The 18701-nt window shown below is 67.1% G+C and carries 16 protein-coding genes; 9 read left to right on the top strand and 7 right to left on the bottom strand.

Annotation, left to right across the window (positions count from 1 at the left end):
* Window positions 1–328: 328 nt before the first annotated feature.
* Complete coding sequence (locus ASD15_RS10390) at window positions 329–931, bottom strand: NAD(P)H-dependent oxidoreductase (protein WP_057154764.1); 603 nt, start codon at window positions 929–931, stop codon at window positions 329–331.
* 147 nt (window positions 932–1078) lie between these two features.
* Between ASD15_RS10390 and ASD15_RS10385 the strand changes: the two genes are divergently transcribed.
* From ASD15_RS10385 to ASD15_RS10375, 3 genes are all read left to right on the top strand, one after another.
* Window positions 1079–1996, top strand: coding sequence for an AraC family transcriptional regulator (locus ASD15_RS10385; protein WP_057154763.1), 918 nt, complete (start codon window positions 1079–1081; stop codon window positions 1994–1996).
* 91 nt (window positions 1997–2087) lie between these two features.
* On the top strand, window positions 2088–2561 hold the full coding sequence (locus ASD15_RS10380; RefSeq protein ID WP_057154762.1) for a (2Fe-2S)-binding protein: 474 nt from the start codon (window positions 2088–2090) through the stop codon (window positions 2559–2561).
* Window positions 2562–2571: 10 nt separating this feature from the next.
* A complete protein-coding gene (locus tag ASD15_RS10375) occupies window positions 2572–4848 on the top strand; it encodes a xanthine dehydrogenase family protein molybdopterin-binding subunit (protein WP_057154761.1) in 2277 nt (758 codons plus the stop codon).
* 8 nt (window positions 4849–4856) lie between these two features.
* Here the strand turns inward: ASD15_RS10375 and ASD15_RS10370 are convergent, their stop codons facing one another.
* Complete coding sequence (locus tag ASD15_RS10370; RefSeq protein ID WP_057154760.1) at window positions 4857–5789, bottom strand: AraC family transcriptional regulator; 933 nt, start codon at window positions 5787–5789, stop codon at window positions 4857–4859.
* A gap of 165 nt (window positions 5790–5954) precedes the next feature.
* Between ASD15_RS10370 and ASD15_RS10365 the strand changes: the two genes are divergently transcribed.
* Entirely contained in the window at window positions 5955–6695 is a 741-nt protein-coding gene (locus ASD15_RS10365) for an SDR family oxidoreductase (protein WP_057154759.1), read from the top strand.
* Window positions 6696–6718: 23 nt separating this feature from the next.
* Here ASD15_RS10365 and ASD15_RS10360 read toward each other — a convergent pair whose 3' ends face one another.
* The 4 genes from ASD15_RS10360 to ASD15_RS10345 are packed head-to-tail and all read right to left on the bottom strand — an operon-like array spanning window position 6719 to window position 10459.
* Window positions 6719–7654: an EamA family transporter gene (locus tag ASD15_RS10360; protein ID WP_057154758.1), complete on the bottom strand. Its 936-nt coding sequence runs from the start codon at window positions 7652–7654 to the stop codon at window positions 6719–6721.
* 27 nt (window positions 7655–7681) lie between these two features.
* On the bottom strand, window positions 7682–8512 hold the full coding sequence (locus ASD15_RS10355; RefSeq protein ID WP_229418138.1) for an ABC transporter substrate-binding protein: 831 nt from the start codon (window positions 8510–8512) through the stop codon (window positions 7682–7684).
* Window positions 8509–9777, bottom strand: coding sequence for a TCR/Tet family MFS transporter (locus ASD15_RS10350; RefSeq protein ID WP_057154757.1), 1269 nt, complete (start codon window positions 9775–9777; stop codon window positions 8509–8511). The genes ASD15_RS10355 and ASD15_RS10350 overlap by 4 nt, the downstream gene beginning before the upstream one ends.
* 22 nt (window positions 9778–9799) lie before the next feature.
* Window positions 9800–10459, bottom strand: a complete 660-nt coding sequence (locus ASD15_RS10345; RefSeq protein WP_057154756.1) for an HD domain-containing protein — start codon at window positions 10457–10459, stop codon at window positions 9800–9802.
* A 183-nt stretch (window positions 10460–10642) separates the two neighbouring features.
* On the opposite strand from ASD15_RS10345, the gene ASD15_RS10340 reads away from it, so the two are divergent.
* Together ASD15_RS10340 and ASD15_RS10335 are read left to right on the top strand one after the other, a co-directional pair.
* Window positions 10643–11134 carry a chemotaxis protein CheW gene (locus tag ASD15_RS10340; RefSeq protein ID WP_057154755.1) on the top strand — a complete coding sequence of 164 codons (492 nt, stop codon included), beginning with the start codon at window positions 10643–10645 and terminating at the stop codon, window positions 11132–11134.
* 5 nt (window positions 11135–11139) lie between these two features.
* Window positions 11140–12756, top strand: a complete 1617-nt coding sequence (locus ASD15_RS10335; protein WP_057154754.1) for a methyl-accepting chemotaxis protein — start codon at window positions 11140–11142, stop codon at window positions 12754–12756.
* Here the strand turns inward: ASD15_RS10335 and ASD15_RS10330 are convergent.
* The gene (locus ASD15_RS10330; RefSeq protein WP_057154753.1) at window positions 12753–13523 is read right to left on the bottom strand and encodes a reverse transcriptase-like protein; all 771 of its coding nucleotides are present in this window, start codon (window positions 13521–13523) and stop codon (window positions 12753–12755) included. The two genes, ASD15_RS10335 and ASD15_RS10330, sit on opposite strands and share 4 nt — an antisense overlap.
* Before the next feature lie 177 nt (window positions 13524–13700).
* Here ASD15_RS10330 and ASD15_RS10325 point away from each other — a divergent pair, with 177 nt between their 5' ends.
* The 3 genes from ASD15_RS10325 (at window position 13701) to ASD15_RS33650 (ending at window position 18698) form a co-directional block, all read left to right on the top strand.
* Window positions 13701–15506, top strand: a complete 1806-nt coding sequence (locus tag ASD15_RS10325) for an ABC transporter ATP-binding protein (protein ID WP_200953945.1) — start codon at window positions 13701–13703, stop codon at window positions 15504–15506.
* The gene (locus ASD15_RS10320; RefSeq protein WP_057154751.1) at window positions 15496–17343 is read left to right on the top strand and encodes an ABC transporter ATP-binding protein; all 1848 of its coding nucleotides are present in this window, start codon (window positions 15496–15498) and stop codon (window positions 17341–17343) included. The genes ASD15_RS10325 and ASD15_RS10320 overlap by 11 nt, the downstream gene beginning before the upstream one ends.
* A gap of 65 nt (window positions 17344–17408) precedes the next feature.
* Window positions 17409–18698 carry a sigma 54-interacting transcriptional regulator gene (locus ASD15_RS33650; RefSeq protein ID WP_082551730.1) on the top strand — a complete coding sequence of 430 codons (1290 nt, stop codon included), beginning with the start codon at window positions 17409–17411 and terminating at the stop codon, window positions 18696–18698.
* The last annotated feature ends 3 nt before the right edge of the window (window positions 18699–18701 follow it).

The raw sequence follows: 18701 nt of genomic DNA, 5'->3' as shown, positions 1-18701 counted from the left end.
ACGGCGCTGCTTTCGCCACTTTTTCACCGTATTTTTCGCTCGCTGAACTTGAATTGCCCCTACTGAGCAAGCTTTGAGCCGCTAAAAACTCAATTGTTCAGCGGCTCCCTAAGTGTTTCTCCATGACCGCTTTCGCAGCGGCATTGCTTGCGCTCGCCGCGTTTGCCGCACCGGCTTACGCCAAGCTATTTCTAGTGCTATTTTGTATCTTGGTGTTAGGTGCAGCGGTGGCAGTTTTACTGGGCGCGCGTAAGTTCAGGATCGCATAAGGCGGTTGGATGGGAACGACCGCTTTGGGGCGGAAGCCGCCGCCCGGTTGACAAAATCATCAGGTCAAATGAGGCATGATGGCAGCCAGATGTCCGCGCAGCCGCGCGATATCGCCCTCGATGTCCGCGTGCTTCACCACGTCGTGTGATGAGAACGCAGGCAGCACTTCGGCGCCGCAGAACTTGTAATTGGCGGTGTTGGACACGAACACGTCGTCCACTGACTTGCCCTCGAATAGCCGCTGCTGCGGATTGCCGAATGCTTCCCGGGGTGCGTTCCAGGTCAGCGACATCATGTAGCGCTTGCCTTGCATCTTGCCGCCGCTGCCGTACTGTCTGCCCGGCTCGTCGCGACTGCGGCCGTCGTCCACCAGCAGGCGCTGTTGCACCAGCCCTGCAGTAAATACCTCATCGACGTATTTCTTGTAGATCCACGGCATGCCGAACCAGTACACCGGCGATTGCAGGATAATCACGTCCGCCCAGACGTGCTTGTCTACTTCCGCGTCGATGTCGTAGCCCCTCTCGATGACCGATTCACGCACCTCGTAACCGCGCTGCGCCATCTCTTCGCGGATCACGCCCGCCATGGTGCGGTTCAGCTTGCCGCTGGCGATGCCCTGGTACGCCTGGTGGGCGTTGATAATCAATACACGTTTCATTTTGCGTCCGATAGAACTTATGATGGCTGGCATTGTCCGGCCGTTTGTGGCCGGAACGCTTGCCGGAATCGATGCAGTTCTTGCCTGATCCGACGAGCCGCCGGTGCCGCCGATGGAAAAGCCCGGTAACCGTGCTACGCTGCAAACATGAACTCATCGCATACCTCAAGCAGCGCGGCTCGCGCGGAATTGGCGCGCGTGGTCGGCGCGATTGCCCAAACCGACGGCGAGCATGCCAACGCCATTTCGTCCCTGATGTTTTACCGCCGCAGCGCAGTCAGCGATCCTGTGCCGTGCATCTATGGGCTCGGATTAGGCATGGCCCTGCAGGGCGGCAAGCGCGTCACGCTGGGCGGCGAGATCTACGACTATGGCCCGGGCCAGTCGCTGGTCACCGCCATGGACCTGCCGGTGGTGTCCTATGTCACGCGGGCCGCCAGCGGCGAGCCTTATCTGGGCATGTGGCTCGGACTCGATTGCGGCCGTCTGGCGCAGGTGGCGGCAAGCATGGACTTGTCGGCGCCACTGGCGTCTGCCAGCGCGCGGGCGCTGTCGGTGGTGGATCTGGACGAGGGCCTCACGCAGGCCTTGACCCGGCTGGTGCGGCTGCTCGACGAACCCGGATTGATCAAGCAATTGGCGCCGTTGATCGAGCAGGAGATCATGGTGCGCCTATTGAGCGGCGCGCACGGGCCGGCCTTGCGCCAGCTGGTGGCGGCGGGTTCGCCCAGCCAGCAGATCGCGCGCGTGATCGGCTGGCTGAAGCAGCACTACACTGAGGACTTCCCCATGGACGACCTGGCCGCGCAGGCGCACATGAGTCCTTCGACCTTTCGGCTGCACTTCCGTGCCGTGGCCGGCATGAGCCCCCTGCAGTACCTGAAGCAGCTGCGTCTGCAGGATGCACGCCAGCTGATGCTGAACGAGGACATCGATGCCGGCAGTGCGGCGGTGCGGGTGGGCTACGAGAGCGCGTCGCAGTTCAGCCGCGAGTATACGCGCTTGTTCGGCGCGCCGCCGCTGCGCGATATCCGGCGCTTGCTAGAGTCGGTGGAAACTCGTTGAATCGGGCAAGATAACGGTCGGAAGCGGCAAACGCTTTCGGGGAACGGGCGGTCATACTGCAGCTGTTCCCCAACCAGGAGTTTTGCCCACCATGACCACGCTTACTGTCAACGGCCGCCAGCGCGCCATCGAAGACGATCCAGGCACGCCCATCCTCTGGGCGTTGCGCGACACGCTCGGCTTGACCGGCACCAAATTCGGCTGCGGTGCTGCGCTGTGCGGCGCCTGCACCGTGCACCTGGACGGCCAGGCGATCCGTTCCTGCATCACGCCGATCTCGGTCGCCGAAGGCAAGAAGATCACAACCATCGAAGCGGCCACGGACGGCAGCGACCGGGTTGGTGCGGCCGTGCAGGCGGCGTGGATCAAGCACGACGTTGCGCAATGCGGCTACTGCCAGAGCGGCCAGATCATGAGCGCCACCGCCTTCCTCAAGTCGCTTCCGCGCGGCAAGCAGCCCACTATGGCTGAAATCGAATCCGCCATGGCAGGCAATATCTGCCGCTGCGGCACCTATGCCCGCATCCGCGCCGCCATCGCCGACGCCGCCCGCACGCTCGCCTGAAGGAACTTCCATGCTGCCCCATATCGATCCAAATCAATTCGATCTGAACCAATTGCCGCGCGCCCTGCAAAAGATGCTGGCGCGAGAAGACGGCCTTGAAGCGGCGCAGCCACCGCGCCGCGCCTTCCTGAAAATGCTGGGCGTGTCCGGGCTGGCGCTGGGCGCCTTCCCGCAATTGGCGTCGGCGCAAGGCCAGGCGCCGGCCGCGCTCAAGGCCACCGAACAGCCGCTCGCTTTCGTGCGGATCGCCCCCGACGGCATCGTGACGGTGACCGTCAACCGCCTGGAATTCGGCCAGGGCGTGCAGACCGCGCTGCCGATGATACTGGCCGAGGAACTGGACGCGGACTGGAAGCTGGTACGCAGCCAGCTAGGTTCCAATGATCCGGCCTACGTCGATCCCATGTTCGGCATGCACCTGACCGGCGGCTCGAACTCCATCAAGAACAGCTTCACGCAGTACCGTGAACTGGGCGCCCGCGCCCGCGCTATGCTGCTGGCTGCCGCCGCGCAGCGCTGGAACGTGGATGCCGCCAGCCTGAGCACGCGCGCAGGAACGGTGCTGGGGCCGGGTGGGCGCGAGCTTGGCTATGGCGAGTTGGCCGAGGCCGCGGCGGCGCTGCTGGTACCGCAAACGGTCACGCTGAAAGATCCGAAGGATTTCCGCATCATCGGCCAGCCCACCGGCCGGCTGGACGCGCGCGCCAAGAGCAGCGGCGGGCAGCATTTCGGCATCGACACCCGCCTGCCGGGCCAGTTGACGGCCCTGGTGGCGCGCCCGCCGGTGTTCGGCGCGCGCGTGGCGTCGCTGGACGATAGCGCGGCGCGCGCCATCAGGGGCGTGCGCGCTGTGCTGCGCGTGCCGCTGGACCGGGGCGCCGAGGGCGTGGCCGTGCTCGCGGACGGCTACTGGGCTGCCAGGCAGGGCCGCGATGCGCTCAAGCTGGAGTGGAACACGGAGGGCGTTGAGAAGGTGGACAGCGAAAGGCAGCTGCGCCAGTACCGCGAGCTGGCATCCCAGGCTGGGCCGCGCAAATTTGACGCCGACATGGCGCCGCTGGACCTTGCGCCGATGAAGATCGACGCCGAATTCGTGTTTCCCTACCTGGCGCACGCACCCATGGAGCCGCTCAACTGCACCGTCAAGCTGGAGCAGGGGGGCGCGCAGTTGTGGGTGGGAACGCAGTTCCACGGCGTGGACAGCGCCGCCGCCGCGCGCGTGCTGGGCATCAAGCCGGAGCAGGTGACGATGCACGTGGCGATGGCGGGCGGCGGCTTCGGCCGGCGCGCCGCCAGCAGCAGCGACTTCGTGGTCGAAGCCTGCGAGATCGCCAAGGCCGCGCGCGCCGCCGGCGTGGACGCGCCGGTGCGCACGGTGTGGAGCCGCGAGGATGACATACGGGGCGGCTACTACCGGCCCATGCATTTGCACCGCGCCCGCATCGGTTTCGATGCGCAGGGCAAGGTGCTGGCCTGGGACCACGCGCTGGTCGGACAGTCCATCACCTCCGGTTCGGTGTTCGAGGCTTTCCAGGTGAAGGCCGGCATCGACGGTACCGCCACCGAAGGCATGCGCGACCCGTATCCCTTCCCGATGCGGCTCACCGTGCACCATCCCAAGCTGAACGTGCCGGTGCTGTGGTGGCGCAGCGTGGGTTCGAACCACACGGCCTTCGTGATGGAAACGCTGGTCGACGAGATTGCCCGCGCCACGAAGCAGGACCCGGTTGCCTACCGCATGAAGATGTTCGGCGACCAGCATGCGCGCCACCGCGCCGCGCTGCAGCTGGCGGTGGACAAGAGCGGCTACGGCAAGCGCCGCCTGGCGGCTGGCCGCGCTTGGGGCGTGGCGGTGCACGAGTCGTTCAGCACGGTGGTGGCCTACGTGGTGGAAGCGTCCGTGAAGGGTGGGCAGCCCAAGCTGCACCAGGTGACGGCGGGTGTGCACTGCAACCTGGCCGTGAACCCGCGCAGCATCGAGGCGCAGGTACAGGGCGCGGCGGTGATGGGACTGTCGATGTGTCTTCCCGGCGCGGCAATCACCCTCAAGGACGGCGTGGTCGAGCAGAGCAACTTCGGCGATTTCACGGTGGCGCGCATGACCGATATGCCGGGCTTCGCGGTGCACATCGTGCCGAGTGCGGAACCGCCGACCGGGATCGGCGAGCCGGGCTTGCCGCCGCTGGCGCCGGCCTTCGCCAACGCCATTGCGCGGCTGACTGGCAAGCCGTTACGCAACATGCCATTCGATCTGTCGGCCAAGCCTGCCCCCCCGGCGGCGGGCTGAGTCTCTGGCTACTGCACCGTGATGTAGGGGGCGCCGCGTTCGGCCGGCATCTGGCACAGCAGGGTGCGCATTTCGCGCGCCTCGTCGGCCGGCGTACGGCCGAAGAAGCGCTTGAACTCGCGGCTGAACTGCGAGCTGCTTTCGTAGCCTACCCGCGCCGAGGCAGTGGCCGCGCTCAGGCCGTCCTGCACCATGAGCAGGCGCGCCTTGTGCAGCCGGGTACTCTTCAGATATTGGATCGGCGAGGTCTGCGTGACAGCCTTGAAGTTGGCGTGGAAGGCCGCCACGCTCATGCCGGCCTCGCCGGCCAGCGTGGCCACGTCTACCTGGCTGCTCACGTCCGCATGGATGCGGCGCAGCGCCTTGCCGATCTTGCCGAAATGGCTCTGGTGCGCCAGCGCGGCGCGCAGCGAGCCGCCTTGCACGCCGGTCAGCACGCGGTACAGGATCTCGCGCATGGCGCTTGGCGCCAGCAGCTGCGTCTCCAGCGGCGACGTGAGCGCTTCGAGCAGGCGCAGCACCGCGTCGCACAGCTTGCCGTCCATCGGCGATGAAATGATGCCTTTGGGCTCGGCCGCGATGGCGGTGCCGGATTGCTCCACCGCCAGCATCAGTTCCGCCGCCATCTGCAGGTCGATGCGGATCGACACGGCCAGCATCGGCTCGGCCTCGGAGGCCAGCACGGTTTCCCCTTCGAACGGCAACGGCACCGACATTACCAGGAACTGCTGCGCGTCGTACACATAGGCCTGGCCGCCGAGGTAGCCGTGCTTGCGCCCCGAGCAGACGATGACGATGCACGGCTCGTACAGCACCGGCATGCGCGGAATGGGGCGGTTGGCGCGCATGAATTTCACGCCGTCCAAAGCCGACAGGGTGGAGCCTTCGGAAGGGGCAAGGCGGTTCAGCAGGGCCGTCATGCGTTGTTGTGGACTTGGCATGGCTATCCAGTGGTTAGTAGGTTCGTGCATTCATTATGCAAGTTTTGGATGCGTTCATCGCAAGGATTGGAGGATTAGGCAATAGGTCGAGATCATCCGGCATTCACGGGCAGGCCCCGCCTGCTTAAACTTCATCCCATCAACAACAGCTCAGGAGGGCGCATCATGACGCAGCAGCAAAATCAAAAAGTGGTCCTTATCACCGGCGCAAGCAGCGGCATCGGCGAGGCGACGGCGCGCTTGCTGGCACAACAGGGCATGCACGTGGTAGTGGGCGCACGCCGCACCGACCGGCTGGAACTGCTGGTGGCGCAAATCCGCGCTGCCGGCGGCTCGGCGGACTTCAGCGCGCTGGATGTGACCGACGCGGACGACGTGCAGACTTTCGTGCTGGCCGCCCACAAGCGCCATGGCCGCGTGGACGTGATGATCAACAACGCCGGCGTGATGCCGCTCTCGCGCCTGGACGCGCTCAAGCTGAAGGAGTGGGACCGCATGATCGATGTCAACGTGCGCGGCGTCCTGTACGGCATCGCGGCGGCACTGCCGTTGATGCAGGTGCAGCGCTCGGGCCAGATCATCAACATGGCATCGATCGGCGCCTATACGGTGAGTCCGACGGCGGCGGTATACTGCGCCACCAAGTTCGCCGTGGCCGCCATTACCGAGGGCTTGCGGCAGGAGGTGGGCGGCGACATCCGGGTGACGCTGGTGTCGCCGGGCGTGACCGAGTCCGAGCTGGCCGAGAGCATTTCGGACGAGCGGGGACGCGCCGAGATGAAGGAGTTCCGCAAGGTGGCCATCGGGCCGGACGCGATCGCGCGCGCCATCCTGTTCGCCATCGAGCAGCCGGCGGACGTGGACGTGAGCGAGATCGTGGTGCGGCCGACCGCCAGCCCTTACTGAAGCGCAGCTTCTGCAGGCTGCCGTCAGGCGTAGCGCATCAGTGCGGCGCCGCCGGCGATCAGGGCGATGGCGGCGTAGCGCTGTGGGCTGATTTTCTCGCCAAGGAAGAAGACGGCGATGGCGGCGGCGAACAGGATGGCGGTTTCGCGCAGCGCCGCCACGGCTGCCACTGGCGCCATCGTCATTGCCCATAGCGACATGGCGTAGGAGCCCAGCGTGCCGGCTCCGCCCAGCGCGGTCACGCGCCAGTGCGCGGCCGCGTAGGCGGCGAATTGCGCGCGGCGCCGCAGCAAGGTCCAGGCCAGCAGGCCGGCAGCGGTGAAGACGAACAGCCACATGGTGTATGCCACCGGGGAGCCGGAGTGACGCGCGCCGACGCCGTCCACCAGCGTGTAGCACGCGATGGCGCCGGCGTTCAGCAGCGCGTACAGCACGGCGCGGCCAGGGCGCTGTGGGGAGGGCGGGGTCAGCGCTGCGCCAGCTTGCGCAGTGTCACCCACAGCCGCCGCGCCGCCGGGCCGCCGCGCCGCTGTGCGACCGACTGGCGCCGCCCGCCGGTGCGCAAGCGCCATGCTGAAGATGCCGCCGCTGATGCAGGCCACGGCGCCGAACTGCATCGCCGTCAACTGCTCGCCGAGCAAAGGCGCGCTGGCCAGCGCCACCAGCAGGGGGGCGCTGCCGCGCATCAGCGGATAGGCCAGGCTCATGTCGCCGTGCCGGTAGGCGGCCGCCATCAGGCCGTAGTAGAAGTAATGGATGACGGTGGTGGCGAACAGCATCGGCCAGCTGGCGGGTGCGGGCGCCGGGAAGAAAGGCAGCGCCGCCAGCGAAATCAGCGCGGCGCCCGAGGCCACCAGGACCGAAGTGAGGAAAGCGTCCTTGCCGGCCTTGACGAGCGCGTTCCAGCCCGCATGCAGCAGCGCTGCCAGCAGGATGATGGCGACGACGTATCCTGGCATCGGCAGTACAGGCTCCGGCGCCCGCGCCTAGCGCGGGCGCACGCTTTCGGCCAGGATGGCGGGGCGGTGCACGCGCTGGAAGGCTTCCATCACGGCGTTGGACTTGGCCACCCGTTCCATCATGTCCAGCATGATGGCCTGGTCCTCCGGCTTGAGCGAGCGGCGCGACACGTAGATGCCGCTCTCGCTCCAGGGCAGTTCCGGTATCGGCTCCACCCGCAGCCGGTCCAGCATGCCGGCCAGGCGCGCGTCGCGCATCACGGCGCCGGCCAGTGTGGTCGGGCCCATGATGGTGACGTCGATGGCGCCGGATTGCATCAGCCGGGCTACCGCTACCGAGTCCACCTCCTGGAACAGACGTCCCTGCCTGGCCAGCTCCTTGATCAGCACCTGGTAAGGCTCGCCATAGTCGAAACCGCGCACCACGGCCACGCGCAGCTCCGGGCGCTGCAGCAGGTCCTGGGCGCTGGAGAGGGCGGGGCGTCCGCTGGCCACCGAAATGAGCGTGGCGCGATGGCCGATCAGGGGAATGAAAGTGCCGACCTGGTCGCGCGCCGGCGTGCGCGTGGCGGGCAGCATCAGGTCGGCCTTGCCCATTTCGAACAGCACCTCCTGGCGCGCGCGCGGCACCCCGGAGAATACCAGCTGGCAGCCGGCTTTCTGGCTGGCCGCGCGCAGCACGTCGGGATAGATGCCGGCCACGTCGCCGTTGCTGATGGTGATGCTGACACCGATCGGCGCCACCGGCACGGCGATCTCGCGCGAGCATTCCGCCGCGGCCGGCGCGGCCAGCGAACTGAACGTCGCCAGCACCGGCAGCAGCGCCAGCAGTCCCGGCGCCGGCGGCCATGCCATCATGGCTGCACCGCCGTGCTGGCAGGCTGCTTCAGGTCGTGCGTGCGGAAGTAGTGCCGTGCCACCAGGATGGCCAGCGCCTGCATGGCCGCGCACACGAAAAAGCTGCTGCCGATGCGCCAGTCGTTGGCCGGCAAGTGGCTGACCTCGCCCAGGATGGCGCTGCCCAGCAGCGGCATGAAAATGATGCCGATGCTGCTGATCGACTGCAGGGAACCCATCAGCTCGCCCTGCTGGCCGGCGTCGGTGGCCTTGGAGATGATGCCTTGCAGCGCCGGGCCGGCGGCGAACGCCATCAGGTTACAGCAGATGAACAGGTACATCATCCAGCCTTGCGTGGCCAGGCCGTACAAGGTGTAGGTGATGCAGCCCGAGGCCAGGCCGATCAGCGTCAGGCGCACTTCGCCGAACCACTTGATGAAGACGCCCAGCAGGCCGGCCTGCACCACGGCGGCGGCCATGCCCACGCAGAACAGCGCGGCGCCGTTCTGGCCGGGGCTCCAGTCGAAGCGGAAGTGGGTGTACAGCACCCAGGTCGACTGCAGCATCATCTGCGCGCAGGTCATCAGCGCGAAGGCGATGATCAGACCGCGGATATCCTCGCGGCGGGCCAGCTTGAACAGGCCGTCGAGCGGATTGACGCGGGTGAGCTTGAACCTGGAGCGGCGCGATTCGGGCAGCGACTCGGGCACGCAGAAGTAGCCGTAGATGAAATTGGCGGCCGACAGGCCCGCCGCCACGTAGAACGGCAGGTGCAGGTCGATGCTGCCCAGCAGGCCACCCAGCATGGGGCCGGCGATGAAGCCCAGGCCGAAGGCGGCGCCGATCTTGCCGAAGCTCTTGGCGCGGTTCTCGTGGGTGGAAATGTCGGACGCGTAGGCCGAGGCCACCGACATGCTGGCCGAGGAGGCGCCGCCGATCACGCGGCCGATGAACATGCAGGCCAGGTTGGGCGCCCAGGCGGTGGACAGGAAGTTGATGCACATGCCGGCCATGGAATACAGCAGCACCGGCCGGCGGCCCACCCTGTCGCTGACGGCACCCAGCATGGGCATGAAAAGGAACTGCATCAGCCCGAACACGGCGCCCATCACGCCGTACCACAGTGCCTGCGCGTCGCGCGTGTGGACGAATTCTCCGACCAGGATGGGCAGCACCGGCACCACCAGGCCGATGCCCAGCATGTCGATGAACACGCACACCAGCACGAATTTGAGGTTGCCGTTGGAGGTGGTGGAAAGGGGAACGGGTTCGCTTTTGCTGGTCATGGGCGGAAAGATCGGATCTAGGCTAAGGCGTGGCGGGGCTGGCAGCCCATTCGGCGATGAAGCTGTCGCGGAAGGCGATCAGCTCGGCCAGGCGGCTTTGCCCGAGGCGGCGGCCGGCGGCGGTTTGCATCTTGGCCGGAAGCGTGGCCAGCTTCACGTCGATATGGTCGAGCGAATAGGCTTTGTCGTCCAGTTCGCGGTGCAGCGCCATCGGGTCGTCGGCGTGGGCCAGCGCGCAGCCCATGCGGCCGGCAGTGTAGAACATGCGGGCCAGGCCGACCGCGCCCAGCGCGTCGAGGCGGTCGGCGTCCTGCACGATCTTCGCTTCGATGGTTTCCGGCTTGATGCCGGCCGAGAAGCTGTGCGTTTCGATCGCGTGCGCGGTGGCGGCCAGCTTTTCGGGCGGGAAGCCCAGTTCGGCCAGCTGGCGGCTGGCCAGGCGCGCGGCCTGGCGCGAAGCCAGGTGGCGGTCCGGCGAATTCTTGGGCAGGTTCACCAGGTCGTGCAGATAGCAGGCTGCCAGCACCACCAGCGCGTCCGCCTCCGGGTAATCGTCCATCAGCAGCGTGGCGTTGCGCCACACGCGGTGCAGATGGTTGGTGTCGTGCGCGCCGTCATCGGCGGCGGCGGCGGTGGCCAGCGCCACCAGGCGCGGATGCCAGCTACTTAACAACGTATTCATTCTTCTCCTTGGGGCGGGGCATGCTGCTTGCCCTGCGATTGTGGCATTGAATTGCCAAGAAGGCCATAGCAGTTTGCGGTGCAAATACACTGAAACCGATAGACTTTATGTTGCTTCTGTGCATTTATTTGCTGCGTTGGACCTTGTTGTACGGTAACATTATGGCTCTTTTGAGAGGAACCTATGTCTACCGACGCTATTTCCGCCGCCAACGTCGCGGCCGCCGCCGAATACCTCGCCTTTACCCTGGGCCAGGAAGAGTACGGCATCGACATCCAGAAAGTCAGCGAGATCCGCAGCTATGAAGCGCCGACCCGCATTGCCAGCGCGCCGGAATTCGTCAAGGGCGTGATCAACCTGCGTGGCCTGATCGTGCCGATCGTCGACATGCGCATCAAGTTCAATGTGGGCGAACCGACATACAACCAGTTCACCGTCGTCATCATCCTGAACATCGGCCACCGCGTGGTGGGCATGGTGGTCGACAGCGTGTCGGACGTGACCATCCTGACCCCGGAGCAGGTCAAGCCGGCGCCGGAAATCACCTCCACGTTGAACACCGAATACATCGTCGGCCTGGGCACCATCGACGAGCGCATGCTGATCCTGGTGGACATCGACCGCCTGATGACGAGCGCCGACATGGGCTTGCTCGACTCGGCGCTGGCCGCCTGAGCGCCGTGAGCATGCTGTCCAACATCCGCATCGGCAAGCGACTGGCGCTCGGCTTTGCCGTCATCCTGGCCCTGTCCGTGGCCATTACCGGTATCTCCATCTGGCGCCTGCACGAAGTGGCCAACGCGACGCGCGCGATGATGGAAGTGCCGCTGGCGAAAGAGCGCATGATCAGCGACTGGTCGAGCAAGATCGACAGTGCGATCCGCCGCACCACCGCCATCGCCCGCAGCAGCGATCCGTCGCTGGTGGGCTTTTTTGCCGACGAGGCCAAGAAATCCAGCGCCGTGTCTGCCGAGCTGCAGAAGAAAATCGAAGCACTGGTGGACGAAGACGAGAAGGAACTGTTCAACCGCATCGGCGAGCAGCGCAAAATCTACCTGTCCTCGCGCGACAAGGTGACCAAGCTGAAGGCCGAGGGCGCGCTGGAGGAGGCCGAAGCACACTTCAGCAACGTGTTCGCGCCCGGTGCGGCCGCCTACCAGAACCTGATGGCCGAACTGCTGAAGCGCCAGCGCGGCAAGATCGACGCCATCGCGGTGGAAATCGAGAATGGGGCCGATACCAGCCGCAAGCTGTTGATAGCGCTAACCGCGCTGGTGCTGGCTTTGGGCGTGGTGTGCTCCTGGCTGCTGACCGCGAGCATTACGCGGCCGCTTGGCCAGGCGCTGGACGCGGCGCGGCGCGTGGCGGCCGGCGATCTGACCGGCACCATCCGTGTCAGCGGCAGCGACGAAACCGGCCAGCTGCTGGCGGCGCTGCAGGACATGAACAATGCGCTGCTGAACATCGTGATGCAGGTGCGCAGCGGTACGGCGGAGATTGAGACGTCGTCCACCGAAATCGCGGCCGGCAACCAGGACCTGTCGTCGCGCACCGAGCAGCAAGCGAGCTCGCTGGAGGAGACCGCCGCGTCGATGGAAGAGCTGACCGCCACGGTGAAGAACAACGCCAGCAACGCGCACCAGGCCAACCAGCTGGCCGACGCGGCGGCCGATGTTGCCGTCAAGGGCGGCGCCGTGGTCGCCGAAGTGGTGGGCACGATGGAAGCCATCAATGCCGCCTCGCGCAAAATCGTGGACATCATCTCGGTGATCGACGGTATCGCGTTCCAGACCAACATCCTGGCCCTGAACGCCGCAGTGGAGGCGGCGCGCGCCGGCGAGCAGGGCCGTGGTTTCGCCGTGGTAGCCAGCGAAGTGCGCACGCTGGCGCAGCGCTCGGCCGCCGCCGCCAAGGAGATCAAGGAGCTGATCGGCGACTCGGTGGACAAGGTGAACCAGGGCGGCAAGCTGGTGGCCGACGCCGGCGCGACCATGGAAGACATCGTGTCCAGCGTACACCGCGTGAGTACCATCATCACCGAGATCACCACCGCCAGCAAGGAGCAGAGCGCCGGCATCGACGAGGTGTACAAGGCGATCGGCGAGATGGACCAGGTTACGCAGCAGAACGCGGCGCTGGTGGAGCAGGCAGCGGCCGCCGCCGAGTCCATGCAGCATCAGGCGATGCAACTTGCCGAAGTGGTCAGTGTGTTCCAGGTGGGCGGCGCGGCCAAGCCGCCGGCAGGCCGCGCACCAGCTGCCCGCACGCAGGGCGGCAAGGCGCTGGCGCTGCGCTAGTCCTGCCCGGTCCAGGAGGCGATCGCCTGTTGCGACAGGCGGTCCGCCTCGCCATTGCGGTGGCGCGGCACCCAGTGCAGCGTCACTCGCCCCGATTTCCCCAGTTCCGTCAGCAGCCCCTGCACCCGTTCGCGGTGCAGTTCCAGCCCCTTCGCTCCCGTGCCCGCGCCGGCCGCCACGTCGCCGATCACGACCTGGCTGTCGCCGTAGATCGCCAACAGCGGCGGGCGGGCGGCGAGGGCGGCTTGCAGCAATGCCTCCAGCGCCAGGTATTCCGCTTCCCCGCTATTGCCATGTCCTGCACGCTGGCTGATCTCGATGCGTTCGCCGGCCGGGCCAAGCAGCAACGCTCCTATGCCCAGCCGCCCCGGATTGGGATGGGCCGAGCCGTCGAACCATGCCTGCCATGCACCTGCCTGCGGCGCATGGCGCGCCCGCTTGCCGGCCAACTTCCCGGCGCGCGCGAGCAGTTTGGCCGCGCGCCGCTCCGCATCGTCCCGCTTCAACTTTGAACGAGCGGCCAGCAGGCGGTCGAGCGCTGACGGGCCATCCAGGGCTGCCGGTGCCGCCAGCCCCGCCGGCTCCGCTGCAGCCCGGTATCCGGCCGCCGCAGCCGACTGCTCCAGGATGCGCAGCAGCGCCTGCGCTTCGTCCAGTCCCGCGCTGGCGGCAAGGCGGCGCGCGGCCACGCGCTCGTTGTGGAAGGCGGCATCGGCCAAGGTGGCAAAACCGGCCTGGGCGGCTTGAGAAGGGCGTGGAATCGTCATGCCGCCATGCTACCGCCTGCACGCCGCCGGAATCAACAAGCGCTGCTGAAAATTGCACAGCGCTGCTGGTTTTTGCGCACGCCGGCGCGCGCGGCGGGCCAGGACGTGCCCTTGGGGCGCTGGCACGGATCGTGCGGATAGGGAAGCTCCAACCCACTCCCATCCGGACAAAGCACAGTGACCAAACCATCCAACGTCCGGCAGCCGCTATTGCGCTGCCTTGCCCTTTACCGGCTGATGCCGTGGCGCTTTGCGCTGACGGCCACGCTGTTCACCATTGTCAATCTCAGCCTCGCGTGGCAGCAATGGCTGGTAGGCCGCGCCGTGCACGACGTGGAAAGCGGCCGCGCCGTGCAGCGCCAGGCGGACGGCACGCTGGACTGGTCGCTGGCCCGCTACTGGCTGATCGCCTTGCTGGCGTTAGCCGCTGCGCGCGCGGTACTCCAATACGGCGGCGGCGTAATGGCGCTGATCATCGGCCAGGAACTGCTCACCATACTGCGCCAGCGCATCCTGCAGCAAGTGCAGCGGCTGGACCTGGCGTACCACTGGCGCCACGGCGTCGGTGAACTGGTCACCCGCACCACGCGCGACGCCGACAAGGTGCGCGATGCGCTCATCAGCTTCTGGCGCCAGGTATTCGAAACAGCGCTGGTGGTGATCGCCTCCATCGGCCTGCTGTGCTGGTACAGCCCCTTGCTTGGCCTGCCGCCGCTGCTGCTCACGCTGGCCGGCATCGGTATCTTCGTGGCGCAGACCGGCCAGCTGGTGCACCTGGACCGCGCGGCGGGCGCAGCGTACGACAAGGTGAACCAGGAGCTCAGCGAAGGGGTGAACGGCGTGCGCGTCATCAAGGGCTTCGGCCTCGAGCAGCGTCGCGTCGCGGTGTTCAGCGAGCATGTCGACCAATTCGTGCGGCTGGCGCGCAAGGCGCTGGCGTATTCGGCCTCGCATATCCCGCTGCCGCAGGCAGTGGTGGCGCTGGGCCACGGCTGGATACTGGGCTATGGCGCCCACCTGGTGCAGCAGGGCCGCATGAACGTGGGCGAGATCGTAGCTGCGCTGCTGGTGGCTAATACGCTGGTGTTCCGTATCGAAGGTGTGGGCAGGGTGATGCAGATCTTTGCCGATGCGCGCTCGTCGGCGGGCCGCATCTGGGAGTTGCTGGACGAACGGCCCGGCATGCGCGGCGGTGACGGCCAGCCACAGGGCCTGCCAGACGGTGCGCTGGGACTGCGCCTCACCGGTGTGGAGATCGCCGCGCCGGGCGGCAGCAGCGCTATCCTGTCCGGATGCGACTTTGAAGTGGCGCCGGGCGAGGTGGTGGCGCTGGTGGGCGCCACCGGAGCGGGCAAGAGCACGCTGGCGGGCCTGCTGCCACGGCTGCTGGAACCGGACCAGGGATCGGTGCGCGTCGGCTCGCCGTGGGGTGGCTGGCGCGACCTGCGTGGGCTGGACCTGGGACAGTTGCGCCGCAAGGTGCACGTGGTGCCGCAGGAAAGCTTTTTGTTCTCGGACACGCTGGCCGCCAACCTGCGGCTGGCCAAACCGGACGCCAGCGACACGGAACTGGAGCAGGTGCTAGCATGGGCTGCGGCCGCGGACGTGGTGCAAGGGCTGGAACACGGCCTGCAGACCCGCGTCGGGGAGCGCGGCGCCACACTGTCCGGCGGCCAGCGGCAGCGCATCTGCCTGGCGCGAGCGCTGCTGGCGCGTCCCGCCATCCTGGTGCTGGACGACGCCACCAGCGCGCTCGACGCCCTGACCGAACGGCGCGTGCTGGACAATATCCGCCGTCTGCACGCCAGCGGCGAATACCAGGTGACGGTGCTGATGGTCGCCAGCAAACTGTCCACCATCCTGCTGGCCGACCACGTGGCGATGCTGTCCGGTGGCCGCATCGCGGCGCAAGGTACGCACCAGGCACTGATGGCGTCGGACGCGGGCTACCGCGAACTGCTGGGAGGCGGCGATGGCCAATAAGCTGCGCGGCCAGACTGCACTGAGCGACATCGAGCTGGAACAGGCATTGGCCCGCAAGGCGCTGGACCGCAGCATGTTCTGGCGCCTGCTGCCGCTGCTGCGCCAGGTGCGCGGCCGCATCGCCGCCGTCATCGCCCTGGAAGCGCTGCTGGTGGGCGTGATCTTCCTGCGGCCCTGGTTCCTGCGCGAAGTGATCGACAACGGCTTTATCAGGACCGCCACCGGCATCCTGCTCGACAAGCACCTGCTGGCCTGGATGGCGGCCGGGCTGGCCGTCAGCTGGGTACTGCGTTTCCTGCTGTCCGGCCTGTCCCAGTATTTCGCCGGCGGCGCAGCCATCCATATCCTGAACGCGCTCCGGGTGCGGGTGTACGCCCACGTGCAGTCGCTCAGCGTGCGCTATTTCGACCAGACCAAGGCCGGCCGCATCATCTCGCGCGCCGACCGCGACGTGGACGCGCTCGAACCGCTGCTGATACAAGGGCCGCCGGAATTGCTGTCCGCGCTGCTGCGTTGCCTGGTGGCCGGCGCGGCGCTGTGGCTGATCTCGCCGCGCCTGTTCGCGGCGCTGGCTGCCGTGGTGCCGCTGCTGGCGGGCTTCACCTGGCTGTTCAAGCGCATCTCGCAGCAGAACTGGGCCCGCGTGGCGGAGGCGCGTGCGCGCTTCACGGCTCACCTGGTGGAAACCGTGTCCGGCGTGCGGCTGATCAAGCAGCTGGTGCGCGAGGATAGCAATGCGCAGCGCTACCTCGGCCTGCTGCGCCACTTCAACCACACCCTGGTGAGCGGCAATATCCGCTCCAGCTGGTTCCTGCCGCTCACGCAGGTACTCAGCACACTGGGCATGGGGTTGCTGCTGGTGGCGGGCGGCTTCGGTATCGCCGAGGGCAGCGTGACGGTGGGCCAGCTGGCGCAAAGCCTGTTCTACGTACACCTGTTTCTCGGCCCCCTGCAGGAGCTGAACGACCTGTTCGAGCGCTACTCGTCGGGCGCGGCCTCGGCGCAGCGCGTGTTCCTGTTGCTCGATACGGAGCCCGAGATCACCGATCCGCTCACGCCGCAGCAGCCCGCGCGACGCGGCGAGGTGGAGTTTGCCAATGTCGGCTTCTCCTACGACCCGGCCGGCGCGCGGCCGGTGATCCGCTCCCTGCAGCTGCACATTCCGGCCGGCCAGGTGCTGGCCATCGTCGGACCCACGGGGCACGGCAAGAGCACGCTGGTGCAGTTGCTGGCGCGGCTGTACGAAGTGCAGTCGGGCGCGGTGCTGGTGGATGGGGTGGACGTGCGCCACTATCGGCAGCAGGAGCTGCGCAAGGTGATCGGCGTGGTCCTGCAGGACAACGTGCTGTTCTCCGGCAGTGTGCTGGACAACCTGCGCCTGGCGGCGCCGGACGCCGGCGACGGTGCGCTGATCGCCGCCGTGCGCGAGCTGGGGGCGGACGCCGTGCTGGAACGGCTGCCGCAGGGCTACCGCACCGAGGTGGGGCCGCTGGGCGGCTTCCTCAGCCACGGCCAGCGGCAACTGGTGTGCCTGGTGCGCGCCTATCTTGCCAACCCCACCGTGCTGATCCTGGACGAGGCGACGTCCGCCGTGGACCTGCACACCGAGCGCCGCATCCAGGCCGCGCTGCGGCGGCTGTGCCGGGGCCGCACCGCCATCATCATCGCACACCGGCTTGCCACCATACGGGACGCCGACCGCATCGCGGTGATCTGGAACGGCGAGCTGGCCGAGCTGGGCGACCATGACAGTTTGATTGGCCAGGGCGGGGCATACGCCAAACTGTACGGCGCCTATGCGGCCGCGCAGCAGGCTACCGCCGGCGCGGATATGTGAAAACCGGATAAGCAAGCGTGGCACTATTCGTTTGCCAGGCTTAGGCAGCGCGCTATAGTCGATTCATGGAACTACTAGCCAACCACTTCACATCCGAATTCGCGCGCAGCGCCCATTTTGCCAAGGGGACGGAAAGCGACGGGGAACCGCTCGTCGCTTTCCGGGAAGCCCAGAAAATGAGCTTGCTGGTGCGCGCCACGGCCTTCGTTTTCGCCGATCCGCGTTCGCGCGAGCTGCACCAGCTGATCGAACGCATCGCGCCCAGCGAGGCGACGGTGCTGATCACCGGGGAAACAGGCACCGGCAAGGAGCTGATAGCGCGCCACGTGCATGCCCACAGCAGCCGGCGCGACGCCAGCTTCGTCGCCGTCAACTGCGGCGCCTTCCTGGAAACGCTGATCGAAAGCGAGTTGTTCGGCTACGAACGCGGCGCTTTCACCGGCGCGCACCAGGCCAAGGCCGGCTGGTTCGAAACCGCGCGCGGCGGCACGCTGTTCCTCGACGAGATTGGCGACTTGCCGCTGCCGATGCAGGTGAAGCTGCTGCGTGTGCTGCAGGAGCGGGAGGTGGTGCGGCTGGGCGCGCGCAAGGCGATACCGATTGACGTGCGCCTGATCGCCGCCACCAATGTGGACTTGGCCGAAGCGGTGCGGGCCGGGCGCTTCCGGGAGGACTTGTACTACCGGTTGCAGGTGATCTCGCTTCCGCTGCGGCCCCTGCGCGAGCGCCCCGGCGACATCATGCCGCTCACGCGCCACTTTCTGCAGGTCTATGCGCGCCGCCTGCACCTGGCCGATGTCTCGATCACGCAGGATGCGGAGCGCGCCTTGCTGGACTATCCGTGGCCAGGCAATATACGCGAGCTGGAAAATGTGATGCACCGCGCACTGCTGGTCAGCCACGATGGCGCCGTCACAGCGCACGACCTGAGTCTGCGCGGCTGGGCGCGGCATGAGCCGCCACCTGAAGTGCGCAGCGGGCCGCAGTATGCGGCGCCAGGGCCGTACGCGGTACCGGCACACGCAGCACCGGCATACGTTGCACCGGCATACGCTGCGTCGCCCTGGTCCGGCGCGGCGGGCGAGCAACTGGGCGCGGCCGTGCCTTCCGCCGGCGGCGGACCCGGGCACACAGTCGGCCCCGGCGCCGCGCCCGCCACGGCAAGCGCACGCTTGCATGCGGCCTGGCGCGCGCTGCTTGCTTCGGGCGAGAGCATCGACTTCGAAACGCTGCAGCAGGAACTCGCGCTGGCTGCGTTCGAGAGCACGGAACGCAACCAGGTGCGGGCGTCCAGGCGCCTGAATATCAGCCGCAACATCATGCGCACTTACCTGAAGAAGGCGGGCGTACTGTAGCTG

Source organism: Massilia sp. Root351 (assembly GCF_001425045.1).
GTDB lineage: Bacteria > Pseudomonadota > Gammaproteobacteria > Burkholderiales > Burkholderiaceae_D > Rugamonas.
The sequence above is the reverse complement of the archived record's forward strand: the minus strand, read 5'-3'. Positions and strand labels throughout refer to the sequence as shown.